Source organism: Pseudomonas sp. LPB0260 (genome assembly GCF_013388395.1).
Genome location: NZ_CP058247.1, coordinates 1,516,637 through 1,536,412, shown reverse-complemented (window position 1 = coordinate 1,536,412; position 19,776 = coordinate 1,516,637). Strand labels below are relative to the sequence as shown.

Here is a 19,776-nt window from a genome sequence, read left to right as displayed (position 1 = left end):
TCGCTCCAGCCGGGTTTTTCGGGCATCCTAGCGCTAGCCACGGAAGACGCCCCCCCTGGCTATGCTTGACCCCAGGCCGCGCTACCGAGGAGCCCGCATGTCCGCCTTTGCCCCCACCACCCAAGACCGGGTGCTCGAACTCAACGACCTGTTGCGTGAGCTGGTCGGCCAGGGCCGGGTCGATCAGGACAGCGCCGAGCAGTGCCTGGCGATCCGCCGCAGCGCGGTGAAGAACCAGCAGCATCCCCTGGAGTTCCTCGCCGCGCAGCAGCTCGACGACCTCAAGCGACCGGGCAAGAAGCTCGACCTGGAAAGCCTCACGGTCTGGCTGGCGGAATTCGCCGGCCAGCCCTACCTGCGCATCGACCCGCTGAAGATCGATGTCGCCGCCGTCACCCCGCTGATGTCCTACGCCTTCGCCCAGCGCCACAAGATCCTCGCCGTGGCGGTGGACAGCGAGCAGGTCACCATCGCCAGCGCCCAGCCCCTGGTACACAGCTGGGAAGCCAACCTGACCCATGTGCTCAAGCGCCCGATCAAGCGGGTGGTGGCCAACCCGGCGGACATCCAGCGCTTCACCGTGGAGTTCTACCGCCTGGCCAAGTCGGTCAGCGGCGCCACCGCGGTGGACCAGAAGATCAGCGGCAGCGGCAACTTCGAGCAGCTGCTGAGCCTCGGCGCCCAGGACCAGGAGCCTGACGCCAACGACGCGCACATCATCAACATCACCGACTGGCTGTTCCAATACGCCTTCCAGCAGCGCGCCAGTGACATCCACATCGAGCCGCGCCGCGAGCAGGGCAGCGTGCGTTTTCGCATCGACGGCGTGCTGCACACCGTCTACCAATTTCCGCCCCAGGTGACCATGGCGGTGGTCAGCCGCCTGAAGAGCCTGGGGCGGATGAACGTCGCCGAGAAGCGCAAGCCCCAGGACGGCCGGGTCAAGACCAAGACCCCGGAAGGCGGCGAGGTCGAGCTGCGCCTGTCCACCCTGCCCACCGCCTTCGGCGAGAAGATGGTGATGCGCATCTTCGATCCCGAGGTGCTGCTCAAGGGCTTCGACCAGCTGGGCTTCTCCGCCGATGACCTGAAGCGCTGGCAGAGCATGACCAGCCAGCCCAACGGCATCATCCTGGTCACCGGGCCGACCGGCTCGGGCAAGACCACCACCCTGTACACCACGCTCAAGCAGCTGGCCACCGACGAGGTCAACGTCTGCACCATCGAAGACCCGATCGAGATGATCGAGGGCGCGTTCAACCAGATGCAGGTGCAGCACAACATCGACCTGACCTTCGCCAGCGGCGTACGCGCGCTGATGCGCCAGGACCCGGACATCATCATGATCGGCGAGATCCGCGACCTGGAGACCGCCGAGATGGCGATCCAGGCGGCGCTCACCGGCCACCTGGTGCTCTCCACCCTGCACACCAACGACGCCCCCAGCGCCATCACCCGCCTGCTCGAACTCGGCGTGCCGCACTACCTGCTCAAGGCCACCCTGCTCGGGGTCATGGCCCAGCGCCTGGTGCGCACCTTGTGCCCGCACTGCAAGGCGCCGCACGACCTGGACGAGAGCGACTGGCTGAGCCTGACCAAACCGTGGAAAACCCCCATGCCGAGCGGCGCGCACCAGGCCGTGGGCTGCCTGGAATGCCGCGACACCGGCTACCGCGGTCGCGCCGGGGTCTACGAGATCATGCTCCTCGGCGACTCGATCAAGCCGCTGATCACCGCCGACACCGATCTCATCGCCCTGCGCCGCCAGGCCTTCAAGGAAGGCATGCGCAGCCTGAGGCTGTCCGGCGCGCAGAAGATCGCCGCGGGGCTGACCACCATCGAGGAAGTGCTGCGCGTCACCCCGCAGAGCGAGCAGCGCTGATGAGCAGGCGGAGCGCCCCATGAGCGCACACCTGCTCCGGCTGTTCTGCCTGGCCTGGCTGCTGTGTCTACCAGCCCAGGCCCTGGCCTGGCTCGAAGTCGCCGAGCAGACGCAGCCCCTCGGCCGGCACCTCAGCCTGCTCAGCACGCCCGAGCCCATCGGCCTCGAGGCCGCCATCCGCGCCCGCCAGGCCGGCGCCTTCCAACCTTCGCCGCACGCCGTGCCGCGCCTGGGCATCGGCGCAGCCGCCCACTGGCTGTACCTGCCGCTGATCAATCCGTCCGATCAGCCGCTGCGGCGCACCCTGCAACTGGGCAAGGCCTGGATCGACCAGCTGGATGTTCACCTGCTGAGTGACGGCCGCGTGCTGCATCAGACGCACGCCGGGGACGGGCAACTGCAGGGGCTGCAGGCCACCCCCGGCATGGACTACCTGCTGACGCTGGAGCTGCCGCCGGGGCGCTCGGAACTCTACGTGCAGGCCTACAGCGCGGACCCCTTGATCCTTCCCGTGCGCCTGCTGAGCGACAGCGCCCTCGAGCACGCGCGCACCAGCACGCAATACGGTTACGGCGCCCTGTACGGTTTCATGCTGGCGCTTATGGCCTACAACCTGATGCTCTATGCCGGCCTGAAGGATCGCAACAACCTCAACTACTCGCTCTACCTCGCCGCCTTCATCCTGCTCAACCTGTCCTACACCGGCCATGCCGGGACCTGGCTGTGGCCGGACTCTCTGCTGCTCAAACGCTACGCCAACCCGGCCCTGATGAGCGCCGTCGCCTGGCTCGGCCTGCACTTCGCCCGTCATTTCCTCGACCTGGATGCCCATGCGCCGCGTCTGGCCCGCGCCGTCAGTCGTGGCGCCACGGCCAGCGTGCTACTGCTGTTGCCCTGCATCGCCTTCGACTGGCACGCCACGGCCCTCTGGCTGGCCTTCGCCAGCGTGCTGATCTACACCCTGCTGATGGTGGTTCTGGGCGTCATCAGCCTGCGCCGCGGTCGGCTAGCCGCCCGTTACTTCCTCGCGGCGACCCTGTGCGGCATGCTCGGGACCGCCCTGACCGATCTCAGCGTATGGGGCCTGCTGCCCTTCACCGAGCTGACCTACCGCGCCGTGGATATCGGCATTGCCCTGGAAGCCACCCTGCTGGCCCTGGCCCTGGCCTACCAGATGCGCCAGCACCAGCACGCCCGGCGTCAGGCCGAATCCCTGGCGCGCACCGACCCGCTGACCGGCTTGCTCAACCGCCGCGCCTTTCTCGAACAGGGCAATGCCCTGTGGAGCACGACGCGGCGTCATGCGCAGCCGCTGGCGCTGATCATGTTCGACCTGGATCACTTCAAGGACATCAATGACCGCCATGGTCACGACACGGGCGACAGTTGCCTGATCGCCACCGCCCGCCTGCTCACCCAGCAATGCCGCACCGGCGACCTGCTGGCGCGCTGGGGCGGTGAGGAATTCCTGCTGCTGCTGCCCAATACCAGCCTCGACGAGGCCCTGGTGCTGGCCGAGCGACTGCGCCAGGCCATCGCCAGCCTGAGCCTGCATGGCCGCGATGCGCCCTTGACCCCGAGCGCCAGCTTCGGCGTGGTCAGCCGCGAGCAGCAGCCCCACCTGGAACAGCTGATCAACACCGCGGATGAGCGTTTGTACCAGGCCAAACAGGACGGCCGTAACCGGGTTTGCGGCCCCCAGGCGAGCTACAGCTGAACGCCGGAATCAGCGCAGGGTGGCGAGCTGCTGGGGCCGGCAGTTGAGGTAGGCGGAACTGCGCAGCCAGCCCTGGTCGGGATACCAGGCGAACATGAACTGCCCGCCCTTGAGCTGGTCGACCACCAGGCGCGCCACCTGCGGGCGCACCGCGGGGCAGCCCAGACTGCGGCCGATGCGCCCCTGGGTGCTGGCCAGGCGTGGATCGACGTAGGCGGCGCCGTGGATGACGATGGCCCGTTCCCGGGCGCGATCGTTGACCCCCGGCTCCAGGCCATCCATGCGCAATGAATAGCCATGTTTGCCGCGGTAGCTTTCGGCGGTGCGGAACAGGCCCAGGCTCGACTGGTAGCTGTCGACCACATTGGAGAAGCGCCTGGCGTGGTTCTCCCCGGTCTGGCGTCCGTGAGCGACCAGGTCGTGCAGCACCAGTTTCTTGCGCTCCAGGTCGAAGATCCACAGGCGCTTGGCCGTGGACGGCAGCGAATAGTCGATCACCGCCAGGCGCCGCGCCGGGGCGGCGCCATGGTTGACCGCGCACTGCATGGCCGCCACCGCATGTTGCAGAACCTGACGGTCCAGGCCGGGGGCAACCCGTGCCAGGCTATCCGACAGACCGGCAGCCGGGACTCCGCCAGCCTGCAGTGGCGACGAAAACAGGAATAGCCACGCACCGTAAAGGCACAGGCGCCGAAGCAGTCTGGTCACACTCCCCCCAACTAAGCCTTGCTCCTGGTCCCGCCCCCAGTGGGCGCCGGGCTCCGATCGACTGCGGCCATGGTTTGCGTAATGGATGGAAGCCTGTTCGACTAGGCTTGCTAGCGAACCATGGGCTGGAGTCGACAAGTGTACAAAAAAACCGCACATGGCCTCATCACCGGCTGTCTGCTGGCCGTCGTCGCCCTCGCCTGCGCGGCCAGCGAGCCGCTGCAGGAGCGCATCCGCCTGACGCTCGAACAACGTGCCGAAGCCTGCGCGCCCTGGCTCGCAGCCAGCGAGCCAGGGGTCTCAAGCCAGCTCCATGAGTTTTACCAGCGCCGCGCCTTCACCCCGCTCTGGCAGGAGCCCAGCCGACGAGCGGCATTGCTGCGCGAGCTGGAGCAGCTGCGCGACGACGGTCTCGACCCGGCTGACTATCCCCTGGACCGAGCCGCCCCGGCCTCTTCATCCGCCGAGCAGCACAGCGCCTGCGCCGAGCTGCTGGCCAGTCGCAGCTACCTGCAGGCATTGCAGCACCTGTCGCGCGGGCGCCTGCCGCAGGACGCCCTCGAGCCATTCTGGCGCGCCCCGCAGAGCGCCTCGCCAACGCCGCAGCCCACGCTGCTCGAGCTGGCCTGGCGCGGCCTGGATGAGCCGGCGGCGGCCTTCGCCGCCGCGCGCCCACAACTGGCGCAGTACCAGGCACTGCGTCGCGCCTACGCCGAGCGTCGGCGCCAGCCCCTGAACGAATGGACGCCGGTTCCACCCGGGCGCCTGCTGCGGCCGGGCATGCGTGACGAGCGGGTGGCACTGCTGGCGGCGCGCCTGGAGGCCGGCGGCTACCTCGGGGAGCGCCCGCAGGCCGACGACGCGCTGTACGACCCTGCCGTGCTGGCGGCAGTAGAACAGTTCCAGAGCCGCCACGGCCTGCAGGCCGATGGCCTGGTCGGCCCCTACACCCTGAGCGCGCTGAACACCCCTGCCGCCGACCGCCTCGGTCAGTTACGGGTCAACCTGGAGCGCTGGCGCTGGCTGGCCGGCGACATCGAGGCGGAGACCCTGCTGGTGGATATCGCCGGCGGCCTGCTCAGCTATTACCGCGATCGGCAGCTGCGCTGGCAGGGCCGCACCGTGGTCGGCCGCGCGGACCGGCAGACGCCGCAGCTCAAGTCGCTGGTCAGCCGCCTGACGCTCAACCCCACCTGGAGCGTGCCGCCAACCATCCTGCGCGAGGACAAGGTCCCGGAGATCCTCCGCGACCCGGACTATCTGCAACAGCACAACATGCGCGTGCTCGACTATGCCGGCAATCCACTCGACCCGGCCGGCATCGACTGGGAGAACCCGGGGCGCATCATCCTGCGCCAGGACGCCGGGCCGGATAACCCGCTCGGCCAGCTGGCCATCCGCTTTGCCAACCCCTTCGCCGTGTACCTGCACGACACCCCGAGCCAGCACCTGTTCGCCAAGTCGCCACGGGCCTTCAGTTCGGGTTGCGTGCGCATCGAAGGGATTCTGCAGTTGCTGCAGACCCTGCTGCCGGCCGAGGACTGCGCGGAGATCCTCCGGCGCCTGGCCAGCAAGCGCACGCAGAACTACCCGATCAAGCGGCGCCTGCCGATCGTCATGGCCTACTGGACCGCCCACGTGGACCCGGACGGCACCTTGATTCTGCGCAACGACATCTATGCCCGCGACGCCCGCCTGCTCGCCGCCCTGCAAAAGCCTGGGCACTGAATCACAGCCCGGCCTGGCGCTCCGGCAAAGCAGCGACTATAGGCATACAATCGCGCCCGATCCGCACAGCACAAGGAGTTCGCGTTTAATGGAAATCGGCAGTGTCATCTTTCTCTTCGTCGGCCTCGCCGTGGCCGTGGTCTTCATGGGTTTCAAGGTGGTGCCCCAGGGCTCCCAGTGGACGGTGGAGCGCTTCGGCCGCTACACCACCACGCTGAAACCGGGGCTCAACATCATAGTGCCGGTGATGGACCGCATCGGCCGCAAGCTCAGCGTCATGGAGAGCGTGCTGGACATCGAGCCGCAGGAGGTGATCACCTCCGACAACGCCACCGTGCAGATCGATGCGGTGTGCTTCTTCCAGGTGATCAATGCGGCCCAGGCCGCCTACGAGGTGAATAACCTCGAACATGCCATCCGCAACCTGGTGATGACCAATATCCGCACCGTGCTCGGCTCCCTGGAACTGGACGCCATGCTCAGCCAGCGCGATGCGATCAACGAGCGCCTGCTCAAGACCGTCGACGAGGCCACCGCGCCCTGGGGCATCAAGATCACCCGCATCGAGATCAAGGACATCAGCCCGCCCGAAGACCTGATGGCCGCCATGTCCGGGCAGATGAAGGCCGAGCGCATCAAGCGCGCGCAGATCCTCGAGGCCGAAGGGCTGCGCCAGGCCGCGATCCTCACCGCCGAAGGCAAGAAGCAGGCGCAGATTCTCGAGGCCGAGGGTGAGCGCCAGGCCGCCTTCCTCGAAGCCGAGGCCCGCGAACGCGCCGCGGCGGCGGAAGCCGAAGCCACTCGTGTGGTCTCCGACGCCATCGCCAGCGGCAATGTGCAGGCGGTGAACTACTTCGTCGCGCAGAAATATGTCGACGCCCTGGGCAAGCTGGCTTCGGCCAACAACAGCAAGGTGATCCTCATGCCACTGGAGGCCAGCCAGGTGATCGGCGCGGTGGGCGGCATCGGCGAGATCGTCAGAGCCACCTTCGCCGGGGCGGACCATGCCGGGGCGGCCCCGGGCGAGCGGAAGGGCTAAGCGATGTGGGAATACCTGCAACACCTGTCGTTCTGGGACTGGCTGGCCTTCGGCACCCTGCTGCTGATCCTCGAGGTATTCGGCGCCGGCGGCTACCTGCTGTGGATCGGCATGGCCGCCGCCGGCGTCGGCGTGCTCACCTACCTGTTCCCGGCCCTGCCCTGGGCGGTGCAGTTTCTCCTGTTCGGCAGCCTCTCGGTGCTCACCGCGGTGTTCTGGTGGCGGCGCCAGCGCACCGCGGCCAAGCCGTCCGATCAGCCCGGGCTGAACGATCGCGGTAGTGAACTGCTGGGCCGCCGGTTCGTCCTGCACGAGGCGATCAGCGGCGGGCGCGGCAAGATCAAGGCCGGCGACTCGCTGTGGCTGGTCAGCGGCCCGGACCTGCCGGCCGGCAGCACGGTCAAGGTGATCGGCCAGGAGGGCGTGCTGCTCAAGGTCGAAGCGGCGGCATGAGGGCTCTACGTTTCACACTGCTGTCGGACATACAGCATGCGGCGGCGCTCGACCTGCTCGATACGGCCTTCGCTCGTGATCCAACAATCGGCTGGTTCCTGTTTCGCGAGCGCCCTGGCTTCGACCAACGCCGTCGCTCCTATCTCGCCGCCTACCAGCGCTTCCATCACGGCCAGGCATTACCCGCCCTTGCCGCTTGGAAGGACGATCACCTGCTCGGCGTGAGCTATTTCAGCCTGGGCAATGAACAGCCCGAAGCGGCCAGCTCGGAAGCGCTTGGAATGACCATTCGCGAGCAGTGCGGCGAGGACTGCCTGGCCCGCTTGGACCATCTCCTAGAAACATTCAACTTGCAAGGGGGCTCGCCCGGCGTCGCCCGAATCGAGTTCATAGCAGTGGCTCCCGAGCACCGAGGCCAAGGTCTCGGGGGCCTGTTACTCAATCACACCCTGAGCCATTGCAAGCTGCATGGCAGCCTCGCGGTGGCCCTTGAAACGGGTGAGCCGCGAAACCTGCCGCTATACCACCGCCTAGGTTTTCAACGGAGCGCCGACTTGCACATATCTGGTCTGCATCAGCACTACCTCCAGCTCTCCTGGGAAAGCGGTTCGCGCTGAAAAAAGCCAACCTCAACCGGCTACAGTGCGCAGTTGGTCATGCCGCCGGAACCCGCGACTCACTTGGGACTCTGAGCTATATCACCACCGCCCGGGAGTCATTCGCATGCACCGTTTCAGCCTGCCCCTCCTTGCCGCCTTGTCCCTGGCCACCGCGCCGGCATTCGCCGAAACCACTTGGCGCGACATTCTCTCGTCCGGGGCGACCACGGCCTCGACCTACCTGACCTTCAAGGACAAGAAGCTGATCGTGCCGGCCCAGGACGATGCGAGCAGCTTTATCGCCAGCGCCGGGCAGATTCGCGGGCCCTACCTGGAGGCGGCGCTGCAGCAGGTGCGCCGCGAGCATCCGGACCTGCAGGCCAGCGACATGGAACTGGCGGGCGCCATCCTCGCGAGCGAGCCGCGCTGAGCCCGTAGCCGCCTGATAGAAGCCCGCCGCCTGGCCGCGCTCAATTGTCGACTCTGTACTGGGCATGGATGCGCTGCCAGGTACCGTCGGCGCGCATTGCCTGCAGTACCTGGTCGACCTCTTCGAGCCGCGACGCGAAACTCGACGCCTTGCCGATGTAGAGCAGCATCTCGGTTCGATGGCCGGAGAGCGATGTCTCGCCGATCTCGGCGGCATACCCGCCGCGCTTCAGGAGATGGTGTATCACGTAGGGATTGTCGGGAATCACGTCGAAACGCCCGGCCAACAGCGTGGGTGGCAGCTGTTCCATCTTCGCCAAGTATTGCACCTGCAGATTGCCCAGCTTGTCCTTGACCCAGGCATTGCCCAGCAGGGTACCGATGCGCAAGGGGGCGAGCTGCTCCAGCGATCTGATACCAGCCAGGCGCCGGTCCCCCTTGCGGAAGAACAATGAGAGATCCCAGTAGGACACCGGCTCGCGGCTGGCCACGGCATAGACCAGGCGTGCCGGGCTTGGGCTGGCGACGAAGGCGTCCGCCAATCCACTCCTGACCTGTTGCTGGGCGCGCTCCCAGGGCAGCACCTTGTGTTCCAGGGTGATTCCGAGGCGCTTGCGCAAGGCTTCTTCCAGCAGATCGACTTCCAGGCCGATCACCTGGCTGCCCTCCTCCCAGCTGTAGGGCCGGTAGTCGGTATAGACGATCTTCATCGTCGCGGGCTCGCTGGCCGAGAGGGCCGCGCCCGGGCACAGGATCGAGAGCAGCAAGCCAGATGCGCCGATCAAACGTCTCATTGCCAGCCTCTTCCCGTACTCAGCCCGGAGTGTGCTCCGAGCTTGGGCCCGGGTAAAGGGTACCGGCGAGCGCGTCGAGCTGCTCGGCCAGCGCCGGCGACAGCTGGTCAGGTCAGCCCTTGCACCTTGAGCGGCCCGCCTGGCCACTCACCTCGAGGATCGGTCACTCCCGGTAGGCGTCCAGCGGCACGCAGGCGCAGAACAGGTTGCGGTCGCCATAGACGTTGTCCACCCGGTTGACCGTCGGCCAGTACTTGTGGGCCCGGCAGTGGGCCGTCGGGGTCACCGCCTCCTCGATGCTGTAGGGCCGCTGCCAGGGCCCGACGACGTCGGCCAGGGTATGCGGGGCGTGCTTGAGGGGGTTGTCCTCGGCCGGCCATTCGCCGCGCTGCACCTTGGCGATCTCCTCGCGAATGCTCAGCATGGCCTCGATGAAGCGGTCCAGCTCGTGCTTGTTCTCGCTTTCGGTCGGCTCGATCATCAGCGTGCCGGGCACCGGGAAGGACATGGTCGGGGCGTGGAAGCCGTAGTCGATCAGGCGCTTGGCCACGTCCTCCTCGCTGATCCCGGTTTCCGCCTTGAGCGGGCGCAGGTCGAGGATGCACTCGTGGGCCACCCTGCCGTTGCGGCCGCTGTACAGCACCGGGAAGGCGCCACCCAGCTGGTTGGCCAGGTAGTTGGCGCCGAGGATCGCCAGTTCGGTGGCGTCGGCCAGCTGCGGCCCCATCATGGCGATGTACATCCAGCTGATCGGCAGGATGCTGGCGCTGCCCCAGGGCGCCGCGCTGACCGCGCCGTTCTGCGGGTTGGGCCCCTGCAGCTCGACCACCGGGTGGTTGGCGACGAAGGGCGCCAGGTGCGCGCGCACGCCGATCGGCCCCATGCCCGGGCCGCCGCCGCCGTGGGGAATGCAGAAGGTCTTGTGCAGGTTCATGTGCGACACGTCGGCGCCGATATCGGCCGGACGGGTCAGCCCCACTTGCGCGTTCAGGTTGGCGCCGTCCATGTACACCTGGCCGCCATGGTTGTGAATCACCTCGCAGATCTCGCGGATACCTTCCTCGTAGACGCCATGGGTCGAGGGGTAGGTGGCCATCAGGCAGGCCAGCTGCTCGCCCGCCTCGGCCGCCTTGCGCTTGAGGTCGTCGAGGTCGACGTTGCCCTCGGCGTCGCACTCGACGATCTGCACGCGCATGCTGGCCATCTGCGCCGAGGCCGGATTGGTGCCGTGGGCCGAGGCCGGGATCAGGCAGATGGTGCGCTGGCTGTCGCCGCGGCTCTCATGGTAGCGGCGGATCGCCAGCAGCCCGGCGTATTCGCCCTGGGCCCCGGAGTTGGGCTGCATGGACACGGCATCGAAGCCGGTGATGGCGCACAGCCAGGCCTCCAGCTCGTCGATCATCGCCTTGTAGCCTAGGGCCTGGTCCCGCGGCACGAAGGGGTGCAGGTTGGCGAATTGCGGCCAGGTGATGGGGATCATCTCGCTGGTGGCGTTGAGCTTCATGGTGCAGGAACCGAGCGGAATCATCGCCTGGTTCAGCGCCAGGTCCTTGTTCTCCAATTGCTTGAGGTAGCGCAGCATCTCGGTTTCGCTGTGGTGGGCGTTGAACACCGGATGGATCAGGTAGCCGGAGCTGCGCAGCAGCGTGGCGGGAATGCCGTCGGCGATCTCGCCCTGGTCCAGCTTGGCCACGCTGAGGCCGTGGTCGGCGCCGAGGAAGACCGCGAACAGCTGCATCACCGTGCGCTCGTCGCAGGTCTCGTCGAGGCTGACGCCGAGCTTGCCGCGGCCGAGGATGCGCAGGTTGATCCGCGCCTGCTTGGCCGACTCGATGATCGCCGCCTGGCTGCCGCCGACATCGAGGGTCAGGGTGTCGAAGAAATGCCGGTTGTCACGGGCAATGCCGTTCTGCGCCAGGCCGGCGGCGAGGATCGCGGTCAGCCGATGCACGCGCTGGGCGATGCGCTTGAGGCCCTCGGGGCCGTGGTACACCGCGTAGCAGCTGGCGATGTTGGCCAGCAGCACCTGGGCGGTGCAGATGTTGGAGTTGGCCTTCTCGCGGCGGATATGCTGCTCGCGGGTCTGCAGGGCCATGCGCAGCGCGACGTTGTCGCGGGTGTCCTTGGACACGCCGATGATCCGCCCGGGCATGGCCCGCTTGAAGGCGTCGCGGGTGGCGAAGAAGGCCGCGTGGGGGCCGCCGTAGCCCATCGGCACGCCGAAGCGCTGCGCCGAACCGAATACCACGTCGGCACCCAGCTCGCCCGGCGGGGTCAGCAGCAGCAGGCTGAGCAGGTCGCAGGCGACGCAGGCCAGCGCCTGCTGGGCGTGCAGCTGCTCGATCAGTGGCCGCAGATCGCGGATCTCGCCGTGGGTATCCGGGTACTGCAGCAGCGCGCCGAACACCTGCTGCTCGCCGAGCTTGTCCACGGTTTCGACCACCAGGTCGAAGCCGAACGCCTCGGCACGGGTCTGCACCACGGAAATCGTCTGCGGATGGCAGTTCTCGTCGACGAAGAACAGGTTGCTCTTGCTCTTGGCCACGCGCTTGGCCAGGGCCATGGCTTCGGCGGCGGCGGTGGCCTCGTCGAGCAGCGAGGCGCTGGCCAGCTCCAGGCCGGTCAGGTCGATGGTCAGTTGCTGGAAATTCAGCAGCGCCTCCAGGCGCCCCTGGGCGATCTCCGGCTGGTAGGGCGTGTAGGCGGTGTACCAGCCCGGGTTCTCCAGCACGTTGCGCAGGATCACCGTGGGGGTGATGGTGCCGTGGTAACCCATGCCGATCAGGCTGGTCCACACCTGGTTCTGCTCGGCATAGCCCCACAGCTTGGCCAGGGCGGCCTGCTCGTCCAGGGCCGCCGGCAACTCCAGCGGCCGCTTCAGGCGGATCGCCGGCGGTACCGTCTGTTCGATCAGCGCGGCGCGACTGGGCAGGCCGAGGCTCGCCAGCATGGCCTGCTGTTCGGCGGCATCCGGGCCGAGGTGGCGACGCAGGAAGGCGTCGGGCTGCTGCAACTGGGCAAGGCGGGGTGTCTGGGGCATGGCCATCACTCTGCTAAAAAGACAAAGCCTCGACGATGCGAGGCTCTATCAGCTTAGGAAAAACTCAGCGTTCTGCCCGGACGATTAGGCGTCCGCGTCGGCGTTGGCCTTGTAGCTGGCGGCGTCGAGCAGCTTGTCCAGCTCGCTGACATCGCTCGGCTTGAGCTTGAAGAACCAGCTGCCGTAGGGGTCGCCGTTGACGCTCTCGGGGCTGTCGGCCAGGGACTCGTTGATGGCGATCACTTCGCCGCCGATTGGCGAGTAGATGTCGGAGGCGGCCTTGACCGACTCCACCACCCCGGCTTCCTGGCCGGCGGACAGGGTCTTGCCGACTTCCGGCAGCTCGATGAAGACCACGTCGCCGAGGGCTTCCTGGGCATGGTCGGAGATACCCACGGTGACGCTGCCATCCGCCTCCAGACGGGCCCATTCGTGGCTGGCGGCGTAACGCAGATCGTCGGGGATAGTGCTCATGTGTCGTTCCTCATCTGACATGACGGCGACCGCGCCGTCTGGAAAATTTAGCAGGCGCCGCTGATCGCGCCGGCCCTGCCTTTAAGAATTCGAGCCGCTGGCCCTTGGCCAAGCCTAGATCAAGGCTTTGCCATGGCGCACGAAAGTCGGCTGGACCACGCGCACCGGGTACCACTTGCCGCGGATTTCCACCTCGGCGCGCTCGGCGGTGGCCGCCGGTACGCGGGCCAGGGCGATGGACTTGTTCAGGGTCGGCGAGAAGCTGCCACTGGTGATCTCGCCCTCGCCCACCCCCTCTACCCGCACCACCTGGTGGGCGCGCAGCACGCCACGTTCCTCGAGCACCAGGCCGACCAGCTTGGCCTGGCTGGCGCCCGCGCGCTGCGCCTCCAGGCTGACACGCCCGACGAAGCGGCGCGCGGCCGGCTCCCAGGCCACGGTCCAGGCCATGTTGGCGGCCAGCGGCGAGACCTGCTCGTCCATGTCCTGGCCGTACAGGTTCATGCCCGCTTCCAGGCGCAGGGTATCGCGGGCGCCGAGGCCGATCGGCGAGATGCCGGCACCCACCAGGTCGTTGAAGAAGGCCACCGCCTGCTCGGCCGGCAGCATGATTTCCAGGCCGTCCTCGCCGGTATAACCGGTGCGGGCGATAAACCAGTCACCTTCGGCCAGGCCCTGGAAGGGTTTCAGCTCGTGGATCAGCGCGGCGCGCGCCTGGGTCACCAGCTCGGAGGTCCTGGCCCGCGCCTGCGGGCCCTGGATCGCCAGCAGGGCCAGCTCCGCGCGCTCGTCCAGTGCGACGGCGAAGCCGGCGCTCTGCAGACGCATCCAGGCCAGGTCCTTGTCGCGGGTGGCCGCGTTGACCACCAGGCGGTAGCTGGGCTGCTGCGCCGAGACACCGGTGAGGTAGACGATCAGGTCGTCGACCACCCCGCCCTGCTCGTTGAGCATGGCGCTGTAGAGGGCCTTGCCCGGTACCTGCAGACGCTCGACGTCGTTGGCCAGCAGGTGCTGCAGATAGACCTTGGCCTGCTCGCCAGACACATCCACCACGGTCATGTGCGACACGTCGAAGACCCCGCAGTCGCGACGCACCTGATGATGTTCCTCGACTTGCGAACCGTAGTGCAGCGGCATGTCCCAGCCGCCGAAGTCGACCATCTTGGCCCCCAAGGCGAGGTGCAGGTCGTAAAGAGCTGTGCGCTGTCCCATAGGTATCTCCTTCCGGGCTTGGCAGGGCTGCGAGCAGGCGCTGAAATCCGCGCAACGCCCGTGAATCGGGCGTTTGCGGGGATTCCGCCCTCCCGATGGCAATGACCGGTCGCAGCGAATGGCGCGCATTGTAGCCGCAAGGTCGGGGCGGGTCATCTCGACCGACGGCTCACCGGTCGGAGCCGCTCATGACCCGCCCGGAAAGGGGCGGCGGGGACGCCGCCCGCTGCGCCTAGCCGATGCGCCGGGCGGAACGGCGAATCAGCAGGATCACCGGCAGCAGGCCGACCAGCACCAGGGTCAGGGCCGGCAGCGCGGCGCGCGCCCATTCGCCCTCGCTGGTCATCTCGAAGACCCGCACCGACAGGGTGTCCCAGCCGAAGGGGCGCATCAGCAGGGTGGCCGGCATCTCCTTGAGCACGTCGACGAACACCAGCAGCGCCGCGGACAGGGCGCCGGGCACCAGCAGCGGCAGGTAGACCCGCAGGAACAGGCCGACACCGCCGACGCCGAGGCTGCGCGAGGCCTCCGGCAGCGACGGGCGGATTCGCGCCAGGCTGTTCTCCAACGGCCCATAGGCCACCGCCAGGAAGCGGATCAGGTAGGCCAGCAGCAGCGCCGACAGGCTGCCCAGCAACATCGGTTGACCGGCTCCGCCCAGCCAGCCGGACAGCGGTATCACCAGATGGCGATCCAGATAGCTGAACGCCAGCATGATCGCCACGGCCAGCACCGAGCCGGGCAAGGCATAGCCGAGATTGGCCAGGCCGACCGCCGAGCGCATCAGCCGGGTCGGCGCCAGACGCCGGGAGAAGGCCAGCAGCAGGGCCACGCCGACGGTGATCAACGCGGCCAGGCCGCCCAGATAGAGGGTGTGCAGGATCAACGCGCTGTAGCGCTCATCCAGATCGAAGCGCCCACGCTGCCAGAACCACACCAGCAGCTGCAGCACCGGGATGACGAAGGCGCAGGCGAACACCAAGCCGCACCAGGCACTGGCCGCCAGCGCCCGGCCGCCCGTGAGCTGATACAGCACCTTGCCGCGCGGGCGTTCGTTGCTCGGTCGCACCGCGCCGCGGGCGCGGCGCTCGCCATACAGCGCGAGCATCACCGCGAACAGCAGCAGGCTGGCCAGCTGGGTGGCGCTGGTCAGGCTGTAGAAGCTGTACCAGGTCTTGTAGATGGCCGTGGTGAAGGTGTCGAAGTTGAACACCGAGACCGCGCCGAAGTCGGCCAGGGTCTCCATCACCGCCAGGGCCAGGCCGGCGCCAATGGCCGGTCGCGCCACCGGCAGGGCCACCCGCCAGAACGCCTGCCAGGGACTCAGGCCCAGCACCCGCGCCGCCTCCATGAGGCCCTTGCCCTGGGCCAGGAAGGCATTGCGCGCCAGCAGGTAGACGTAGGGGTAGAACACCAGCACCAGGACGATGATCACCCCGCCGGTGGAGCGCACTGGCGGCAGCCGCAGGCCGCTGCCGAACAGCTCGCGCAGCAGCGTCTGCAGCGGCCCGGCGAAGTCCAGCAGGCCGACGAAGACGAACGCCAGCACATAGGCGGGAATGGCGAACGGCAGCATCAGCGCCCAGTCCAGCCAGCGCCGCCCGGGGAATTCGCAGAGGCTGGTGAGCCAGGCCAGGCTGACCCCGAGCAGGGTCACCCCGACACCCACCCCGAGCACCAGCACCAGGGTATTGCCGATCAGCCGCAGCAGCTGGGTCTGCCACAGGTGGGCCCAGATCTGCCGGTCCACCTCGTGCCAGCTGAACAACAGCACGCTCAGTGGCAGCAGCACCAGAAGGGCGACGGCAAAGGCGATGGGGTACCAGCGACGCTGGGCAGGGTGGGCCACGCAGAATCCTCGGAACTGAGAAAGCACAACGCCCCGGTCAGGCCGGGGCGTCGGGAGTATAAAGCCGGTTGGCTGCAGGGTGGATGCCAAAAGCGCCATCCACCCTACCCGGCCGTCATCAGTTCCAGCCGGCGCGATCCATCAGCATGGTGGCCTCGGCCTGGCGCTTGCCCGCCACCTCGACCGGCACGCTGTCGGCCTTGAAGCGGCCCCAGGCGGCGACATCCGGCGACGGATCGATCTGCGGGTTGGCCGGGAACTCCTGATTCAGGTTGGCGAAGATCGCCTGGGGTTCGGCGGTGGTCATGAACTCCAGCAGCTTCTGCGCCGCCTCGGCATGCGGTGCGTGCTTGGTCACGCCGGCGCCGGACAGGTTGACGTGCACGCCGCGGCCGTCCTGGTTCGGCCAGAACAGCTTGGCCTTGAGGTCCGGCTTCTGCTTGAGCAGGCGCACGAAGTAGTAGCTGTTGACGATGCCCACGTCGCACTGGCCGGCATCGATGGCCTTGATCAGCGCGGTGTCATCCGAGAACACGTCGGTGGCCAGGTTGTTGACCCAGCCCTTGACGATCTCCTCGGTCTTGGCCGCGCCATGGTTCTCGATCAGGGTGGCGGTCAGCGACTGGTTGTAGACCTTCTTGCTGGTGCGCAGGCACAGGCGGCCTTCCCAGTTTTCGTCGGCCAGGGCCTCGTAGGTGGTCAGTTCGCTCGGCTCGACCCGCTCGGTGGAGTAGACGATGGTGCGCGCGCGCAGCGACAGGCCGGTCCAGCTATTGGTGCTGGAGCGGTACTGCGACGGGATGTTCTGCTCGATGACGGCCGACTCGATCGGCTTGAGCACGCCTTCCTGCTCGGCCTGCCAGAGGTTGCCGGCATCCACGGTGATCAGCATGTCGGCCGGGGTGTTCTCGCCCTCGGCCTTCAGGCGCGCCAGCAGCGGCGCCTCCTTGTCGGTGATGAATTTCACCGGCACACCGGTCTTGGCGGTGTAGGCGTCGAACACCGGCTTGATCAGCTCGTCGATACGCGCGGAGTAGACCACCACTTCGTCAGCGGCCTGCACGGCGCCGGCCAGCGCGGTGAGGGTGAAGGCGGCGAACAAACGCTTGCTTACTTGCATGGATCTGCCTCTTGGTCGAAGGTGAACTCAGTCGGCAAATAGTAGTGAATCCTATTTAGTTTCTCAACCAGGCATTTCCGACGGCGCCATCCCAGCAACGACAAGATCGCGAACCGAGGCGATCGGCCACTGGAGGCGTCAGACTAGGCCAGCGGCGACCCTGCCGCGGATCAGGGGCGCGCCAGCTCCGGCAGGTCGCCGGACAGGCCGAGGGCCTGACGCACGAACAAGGCCTTGGCCTCGGGCTGGCCGTCGACCCAGTTGAGCCCGGCATTGCGCAGCCAGCGCAGCGGTAGCGGATCGGCCTGGAACAGCCGCTCGAAACCCTCCATCGCCGCCATCATCGCCAGGTTGTGGGGCATGCGCCGGCGTTCGTAGCGGCTCAGCACCCGCTCCTCGGCCAGGCGCTCGCCACGCCCCAGGGCGTGCAGCAACACCTCGGCAAGCACCGCGGCATCGAGAAAGCCCAGGTTGACCCCCTGCCCGGCCAGCGGATGAATGCTGTGGGCGGCATCGCCGATCAGCGCCAGGCCGTCCTCGACGTAACGCTTGGCATGCCGCTGGCGCAGCGGGATGCGCAGGCGCCGATCGGCCTGCAGCACCCGCCCCAGACGATGCTCGAAGGCCTTGCCCAGCGCCTCGCAGAAGGCCTCGTCCGGCAGGTTCATCAGGCGCTCGGCCTCGTCCGGCACGCAGGACCAGACGATCGAGCACCAGTGCTGCCCGTCGCCCGAATCGAGGGGCAGGAAGGCCAGCGGGCCGTCATCGGTGAAGCGCTGCCAGGCCGTGGCCCGGTGCGGCTCGCTGCAGCGCACGCTGGTGACGATGGCATGGTGCAGGTAGTCCCATTCGCGGGTGGCGCAGCCGGCCAGGCGGCGCACCGCCGAGTTGGCGCCGTCGGCGGCCACCAGCAGCGGCGCGCGCAACTCACGACCATCCTCCAGGTTCAGCAGCCAGCCGTCGCCGGAGCGGCGCAGGCGTTCCAGGCGCGCACCGGCCAGCAGGCCCACCCGGCTGTCGTGCAGGCGCTCGAGCAGGGCCTCCTGCACCACCCGGTTCTCGACGATATGGCCGAGGGTCTGCGCGTGCACGCTGGCCGCGCTGAAATGGATATGCCCGGTGCCGGCGCCGTCCCACACCTGCATCTCGCCGTAGGCACTGGCGCGCCGTGCGGCGATGCCCGGCCATACGCCGAGGCGCTCGAGCACCCGCTGACTGGCCGCCGAGAGTGCGCTGACGCGCGGCTCGAAGGCGCCGTTGCGGTCGAACGGCGCGACACTCAGCGGCCCGCCATCGACCAGCAGAATTTCCAGGCCCGCATCCTGCAGCGCCAGCGCCAGGGCGCTGCCGACCATACCGGCGCCGACGATGATCAGATCCGCATCCATGTCCATTCCTTAGGCGGCTCGCCGCGTGGGGCTCGAGTCGCAAGTAGAGAGTCTTGGGTACCCATACCAGCGCCTGACCACCGCACGGGTACCAGGGGTAGAACGGCGCGCTCTAGGCGACCTGGCCCTTGCGCAGCCCTTGTCCATGCGCCGGCTCAAGGCTGGGCGCGAGTGCCCAGGCCCATGGCCTGGCGGGCGAACCAGCGCTTGGCCGGCGGCAACAGGTCCAGGCCAAGCAGGCCGAGGTTGCGCCCGGCGGCAAGCAGCGGCTCACCATTGCTGAACAGGCGCGTGACCCGGTCGGAGAAGCCCAGGGTCAGCTGCTGATCGCTCTGCTGGCGCTGCAGGTAACCCTGCAGCACGGCGAAATCGCCGAGTGGCGCGCGACTGGCCAGCAGCGCCTCGGCCAGCGCCTGGGTGTCGCGCAACGACAGGTTGTAACCCTGGCCGGCGATCGGGTGCAGGCTGTGCGCGGCATTGCCCAGCACCACCAGGTGCGGGCGCACCTGTTCCTGGGCCTCGATCAACGCCAGCGGATAGAGATGGCGGGCGCCGACCTGGCCAATGGCGCCGAGGCGGTAACCGAAGGCCTGTTGCAGCTCAGCGCGAAAGGCCGCCTCATCCAGGCGCAGCAAGCGCTCGGCATCGGCCTCGGCCCGGGTCCAGATCAGTGCACAGCGGTTGTCCGGCAGCGGCAGCAGGGCCATCGGCCCGTCTTCGGTGAAACGCTCGAAGGCCTGGCCGCGATGGGCTTCCTGCGGGCTGAGGTTGGCGATCAGCGCACTCTGCCCGTAGGGGCGGTGGCTGACGCCGATGCCGAGTTGTTCGCGCAGACCGGAGCGGCCGCCTTCGGCGAGCACCGCCAGCTCGCACTCCAGGCTGGAGTCGTCGTCCAGGGTCAGGCGATAGCCTGCCGGCAGCGCGTCGAGACGCGTGACCTGGGCCGGGCTGCGCCAGCTGACCACCTCCGGATCCAGGGCCTGCCACAGGCACTGGCCGAGCCAGGCGTTCTCCACCACGTAGCCGAGCGCCGGCACGCCCTCCTCCATCGCACTGAGGCGCGCCGCGGCGAAGCGGCCGCGGTCGGAGACGTGGATCTGCCGGATAGGCTCGGCGCGCTTGGTCACCTGCTGCCAGATGCCCAGGCGCTGATAGATCTGTTGCGAGCCGTAGGACAGCGCGGTGGAGCGCGCGTCATAGCTGGGCTGGTAACCGTCGCCAGGGGTAAAGGCCTCGATCAGGCAGATCTGCCAGCCGCGCGCCTTGGCCGCGCCCTGCAGGGCCAGGGCCAGGCTGGCGCCGACCAGGCCGCCGCCAATGATCGCGAGATGGGCGCGCTGCATG

General features: G+C 67.9%; 16 protein-coding genes. 7 read left to right on the top strand and 9 right to left on the bottom strand.

The annotated features are described in order from the left end of the window. Positions 1–97: 97 nt before the first annotated feature. Together LPB260_RS06735 and LPB260_RS06730 are read left to right on the top strand one after the other, a co-directional pair. Positions 98–1,882, top strand: a complete 1,785-nt coding sequence (locus LPB260_RS06735) for a GspE/PulE family protein (RefSeq protein ID WP_208707927.1) — start codon at positions 98–100, stop codon at positions 1,880–1,882. Positions 1,883–1,901: 19 nt separating this feature from the next. Then, positions 1,902–3,599 (top strand): diguanylate cyclase, encoded by a 1,698-nt coding sequence (locus tag LPB260_RS06730; protein WP_208707926.1) that lies wholly within the window; start codon positions 1,902–1,904, stop codon positions 3,597–3,599. 9 nt (positions 3,600–3,608) lie between these two features. Here the strand turns inward: LPB260_RS06730 and LPB260_RS06725 are convergent, their stop codons facing one another. Further along, a complete protein-coding gene (locus tag LPB260_RS06725; protein ID WP_208707925.1) occupies positions 3,609–4,307 on the bottom strand; it encodes a murein L,D-transpeptidase catalytic domain family protein in 699 nt (232 codons plus the stop codon). A gap of 138 nt (positions 4,308–4,445) precedes the next feature. Here LPB260_RS06725 and LPB260_RS06720 point away from each other — a divergent pair, with 138 nt between their 5' ends. From LPB260_RS06720 to LPB260_RS06700, 5 genes are all read left to right on the top strand, one after another. Next, a complete protein-coding gene (locus LPB260_RS06720; RefSeq protein WP_256625534.1) occupies positions 4,446–6,035 on the top strand; it encodes a murein L,D-transpeptidase in 1,590 nt (529 codons plus the stop codon). 88 nt (positions 6,036–6,123) lie between these two features. After that, on the top strand, positions 6,124–7,074 hold the full coding sequence (locus LPB260_RS06715) for an SPFH domain-containing protein (RefSeq protein WP_208707923.1): 951 nt from the start codon (positions 6,124–6,126) through the stop codon (positions 7,072–7,074). Positions 7,075–7,077: 3 nt separating this feature from the next. Next, positions 7,078–7,527 (top strand): NfeD family protein, encoded by a 450-nt coding sequence (locus tag LPB260_RS06710; protein ID WP_208707922.1) that lies wholly within the window; start codon positions 7,078–7,080, stop codon positions 7,525–7,527. Beyond that, positions 7,524–8,144 (top strand): GNAT family N-acetyltransferase, encoded by a 621-nt coding sequence (locus tag LPB260_RS06705; RefSeq protein WP_208707921.1) that lies wholly within the window; start codon positions 7,524–7,526, stop codon positions 8,142–8,144. The genes LPB260_RS06710 and LPB260_RS06705 overlap by 4 nt, the downstream gene beginning before the upstream one ends. 106 nt (positions 8,145–8,250) lie before the next feature. Then, entirely contained in the window at positions 8,251–8,556 is a 306-nt protein-coding gene (locus LPB260_RS06700; protein WP_371926116.1) for a DUF2388 domain-containing protein, read from the top strand. Between the two features lie 40 nt (positions 8,557–8,596). On the opposite strand, the gene LPB260_RS06695 is transcribed toward LPB260_RS06700, so the two are convergent. The 8 genes from LPB260_RS06695 to ubiH all read right to left on the bottom strand — a co-directional run bounded on the left by LPB260_RS06695 (position 8,597) and on the right by ubiH (position 19,775). Continuing rightward, positions 8,597–9,349, bottom strand: coding sequence for an ABC transporter substrate-binding protein (locus LPB260_RS06695; RefSeq protein WP_208707920.1), 753 nt, complete (start codon positions 9,347–9,349; stop codon positions 8,597–8,599). 163 nt (positions 9,350–9,512) lie between these two features. Continuing rightward, positions 9,513–12,389 carry an aminomethyl-transferring glycine dehydrogenase gene (gcvP, locus tag LPB260_RS06690; protein WP_208707919.1) on the bottom strand — a complete coding sequence of 959 codons (2,877 nt, stop codon included), beginning with the start codon at positions 12,387–12,389 and terminating at the stop codon, positions 9,513–9,515. Between the two features lie 84 nt (positions 12,390–12,473). Further along, positions 12,474–12,863 (bottom strand): glycine cleavage system protein GcvH, encoded by a 390-nt coding sequence (gene gcvH / locus LPB260_RS06685; protein WP_208707918.1) that lies wholly within the window; start codon positions 12,861–12,863, stop codon positions 12,474–12,476. A gap of 114 nt (positions 12,864–12,977) precedes the next feature. Then, the gene (gene gcvT / locus LPB260_RS06680; protein WP_208707917.1) at positions 12,978–14,075 is read right to left on the bottom strand and encodes a glycine cleavage system aminomethyltransferase GcvT; all 1,098 of its coding nucleotides are present in this window, start codon (positions 14,073–14,075) and stop codon (positions 12,978–12,980) included. A gap of 232 nt (positions 14,076–14,307) precedes the next feature. Then, positions 14,308–15,924 carry an iron ABC transporter permease gene (locus LPB260_RS06675; RefSeq protein ID WP_208707916.1) on the bottom strand — a complete coding sequence of 539 codons (1,617 nt, stop codon included), beginning with the start codon at positions 15,922–15,924 and terminating at the stop codon, positions 14,308–14,310. Positions 15,925–16,042: 118 nt separating this feature from the next. Next, positions 16,043–17,044, bottom strand: coding sequence for an extracellular solute-binding protein (locus LPB260_RS06670; RefSeq protein ID WP_208707915.1), 1,002 nt, complete (start codon positions 17,042–17,044; stop codon positions 16,043–16,045). 170 nt (positions 17,045–17,214) lie between these two features. Further along, positions 17,215–18,432: a 2-octaprenyl-3-methyl-6-methoxy-1,4-benzoquinol hydroxylase gene (locus tag LPB260_RS06665; protein WP_208707914.1), complete on the bottom strand. Its 1,218-nt coding sequence runs from the start codon at positions 18,430–18,432 to the stop codon at positions 17,215–17,217. Between the two features lie 155 nt (positions 18,433–18,587). Beyond that, a complete protein-coding gene (gene ubiH, locus LPB260_RS06660) occupies positions 18,588–19,775 on the bottom strand; it encodes a 2-octaprenyl-6-methoxyphenyl hydroxylase (RefSeq protein WP_208707913.1) in 1,188 nt (395 codons plus the stop codon). Position 19,776 lies beyond the last annotated feature (1 nt).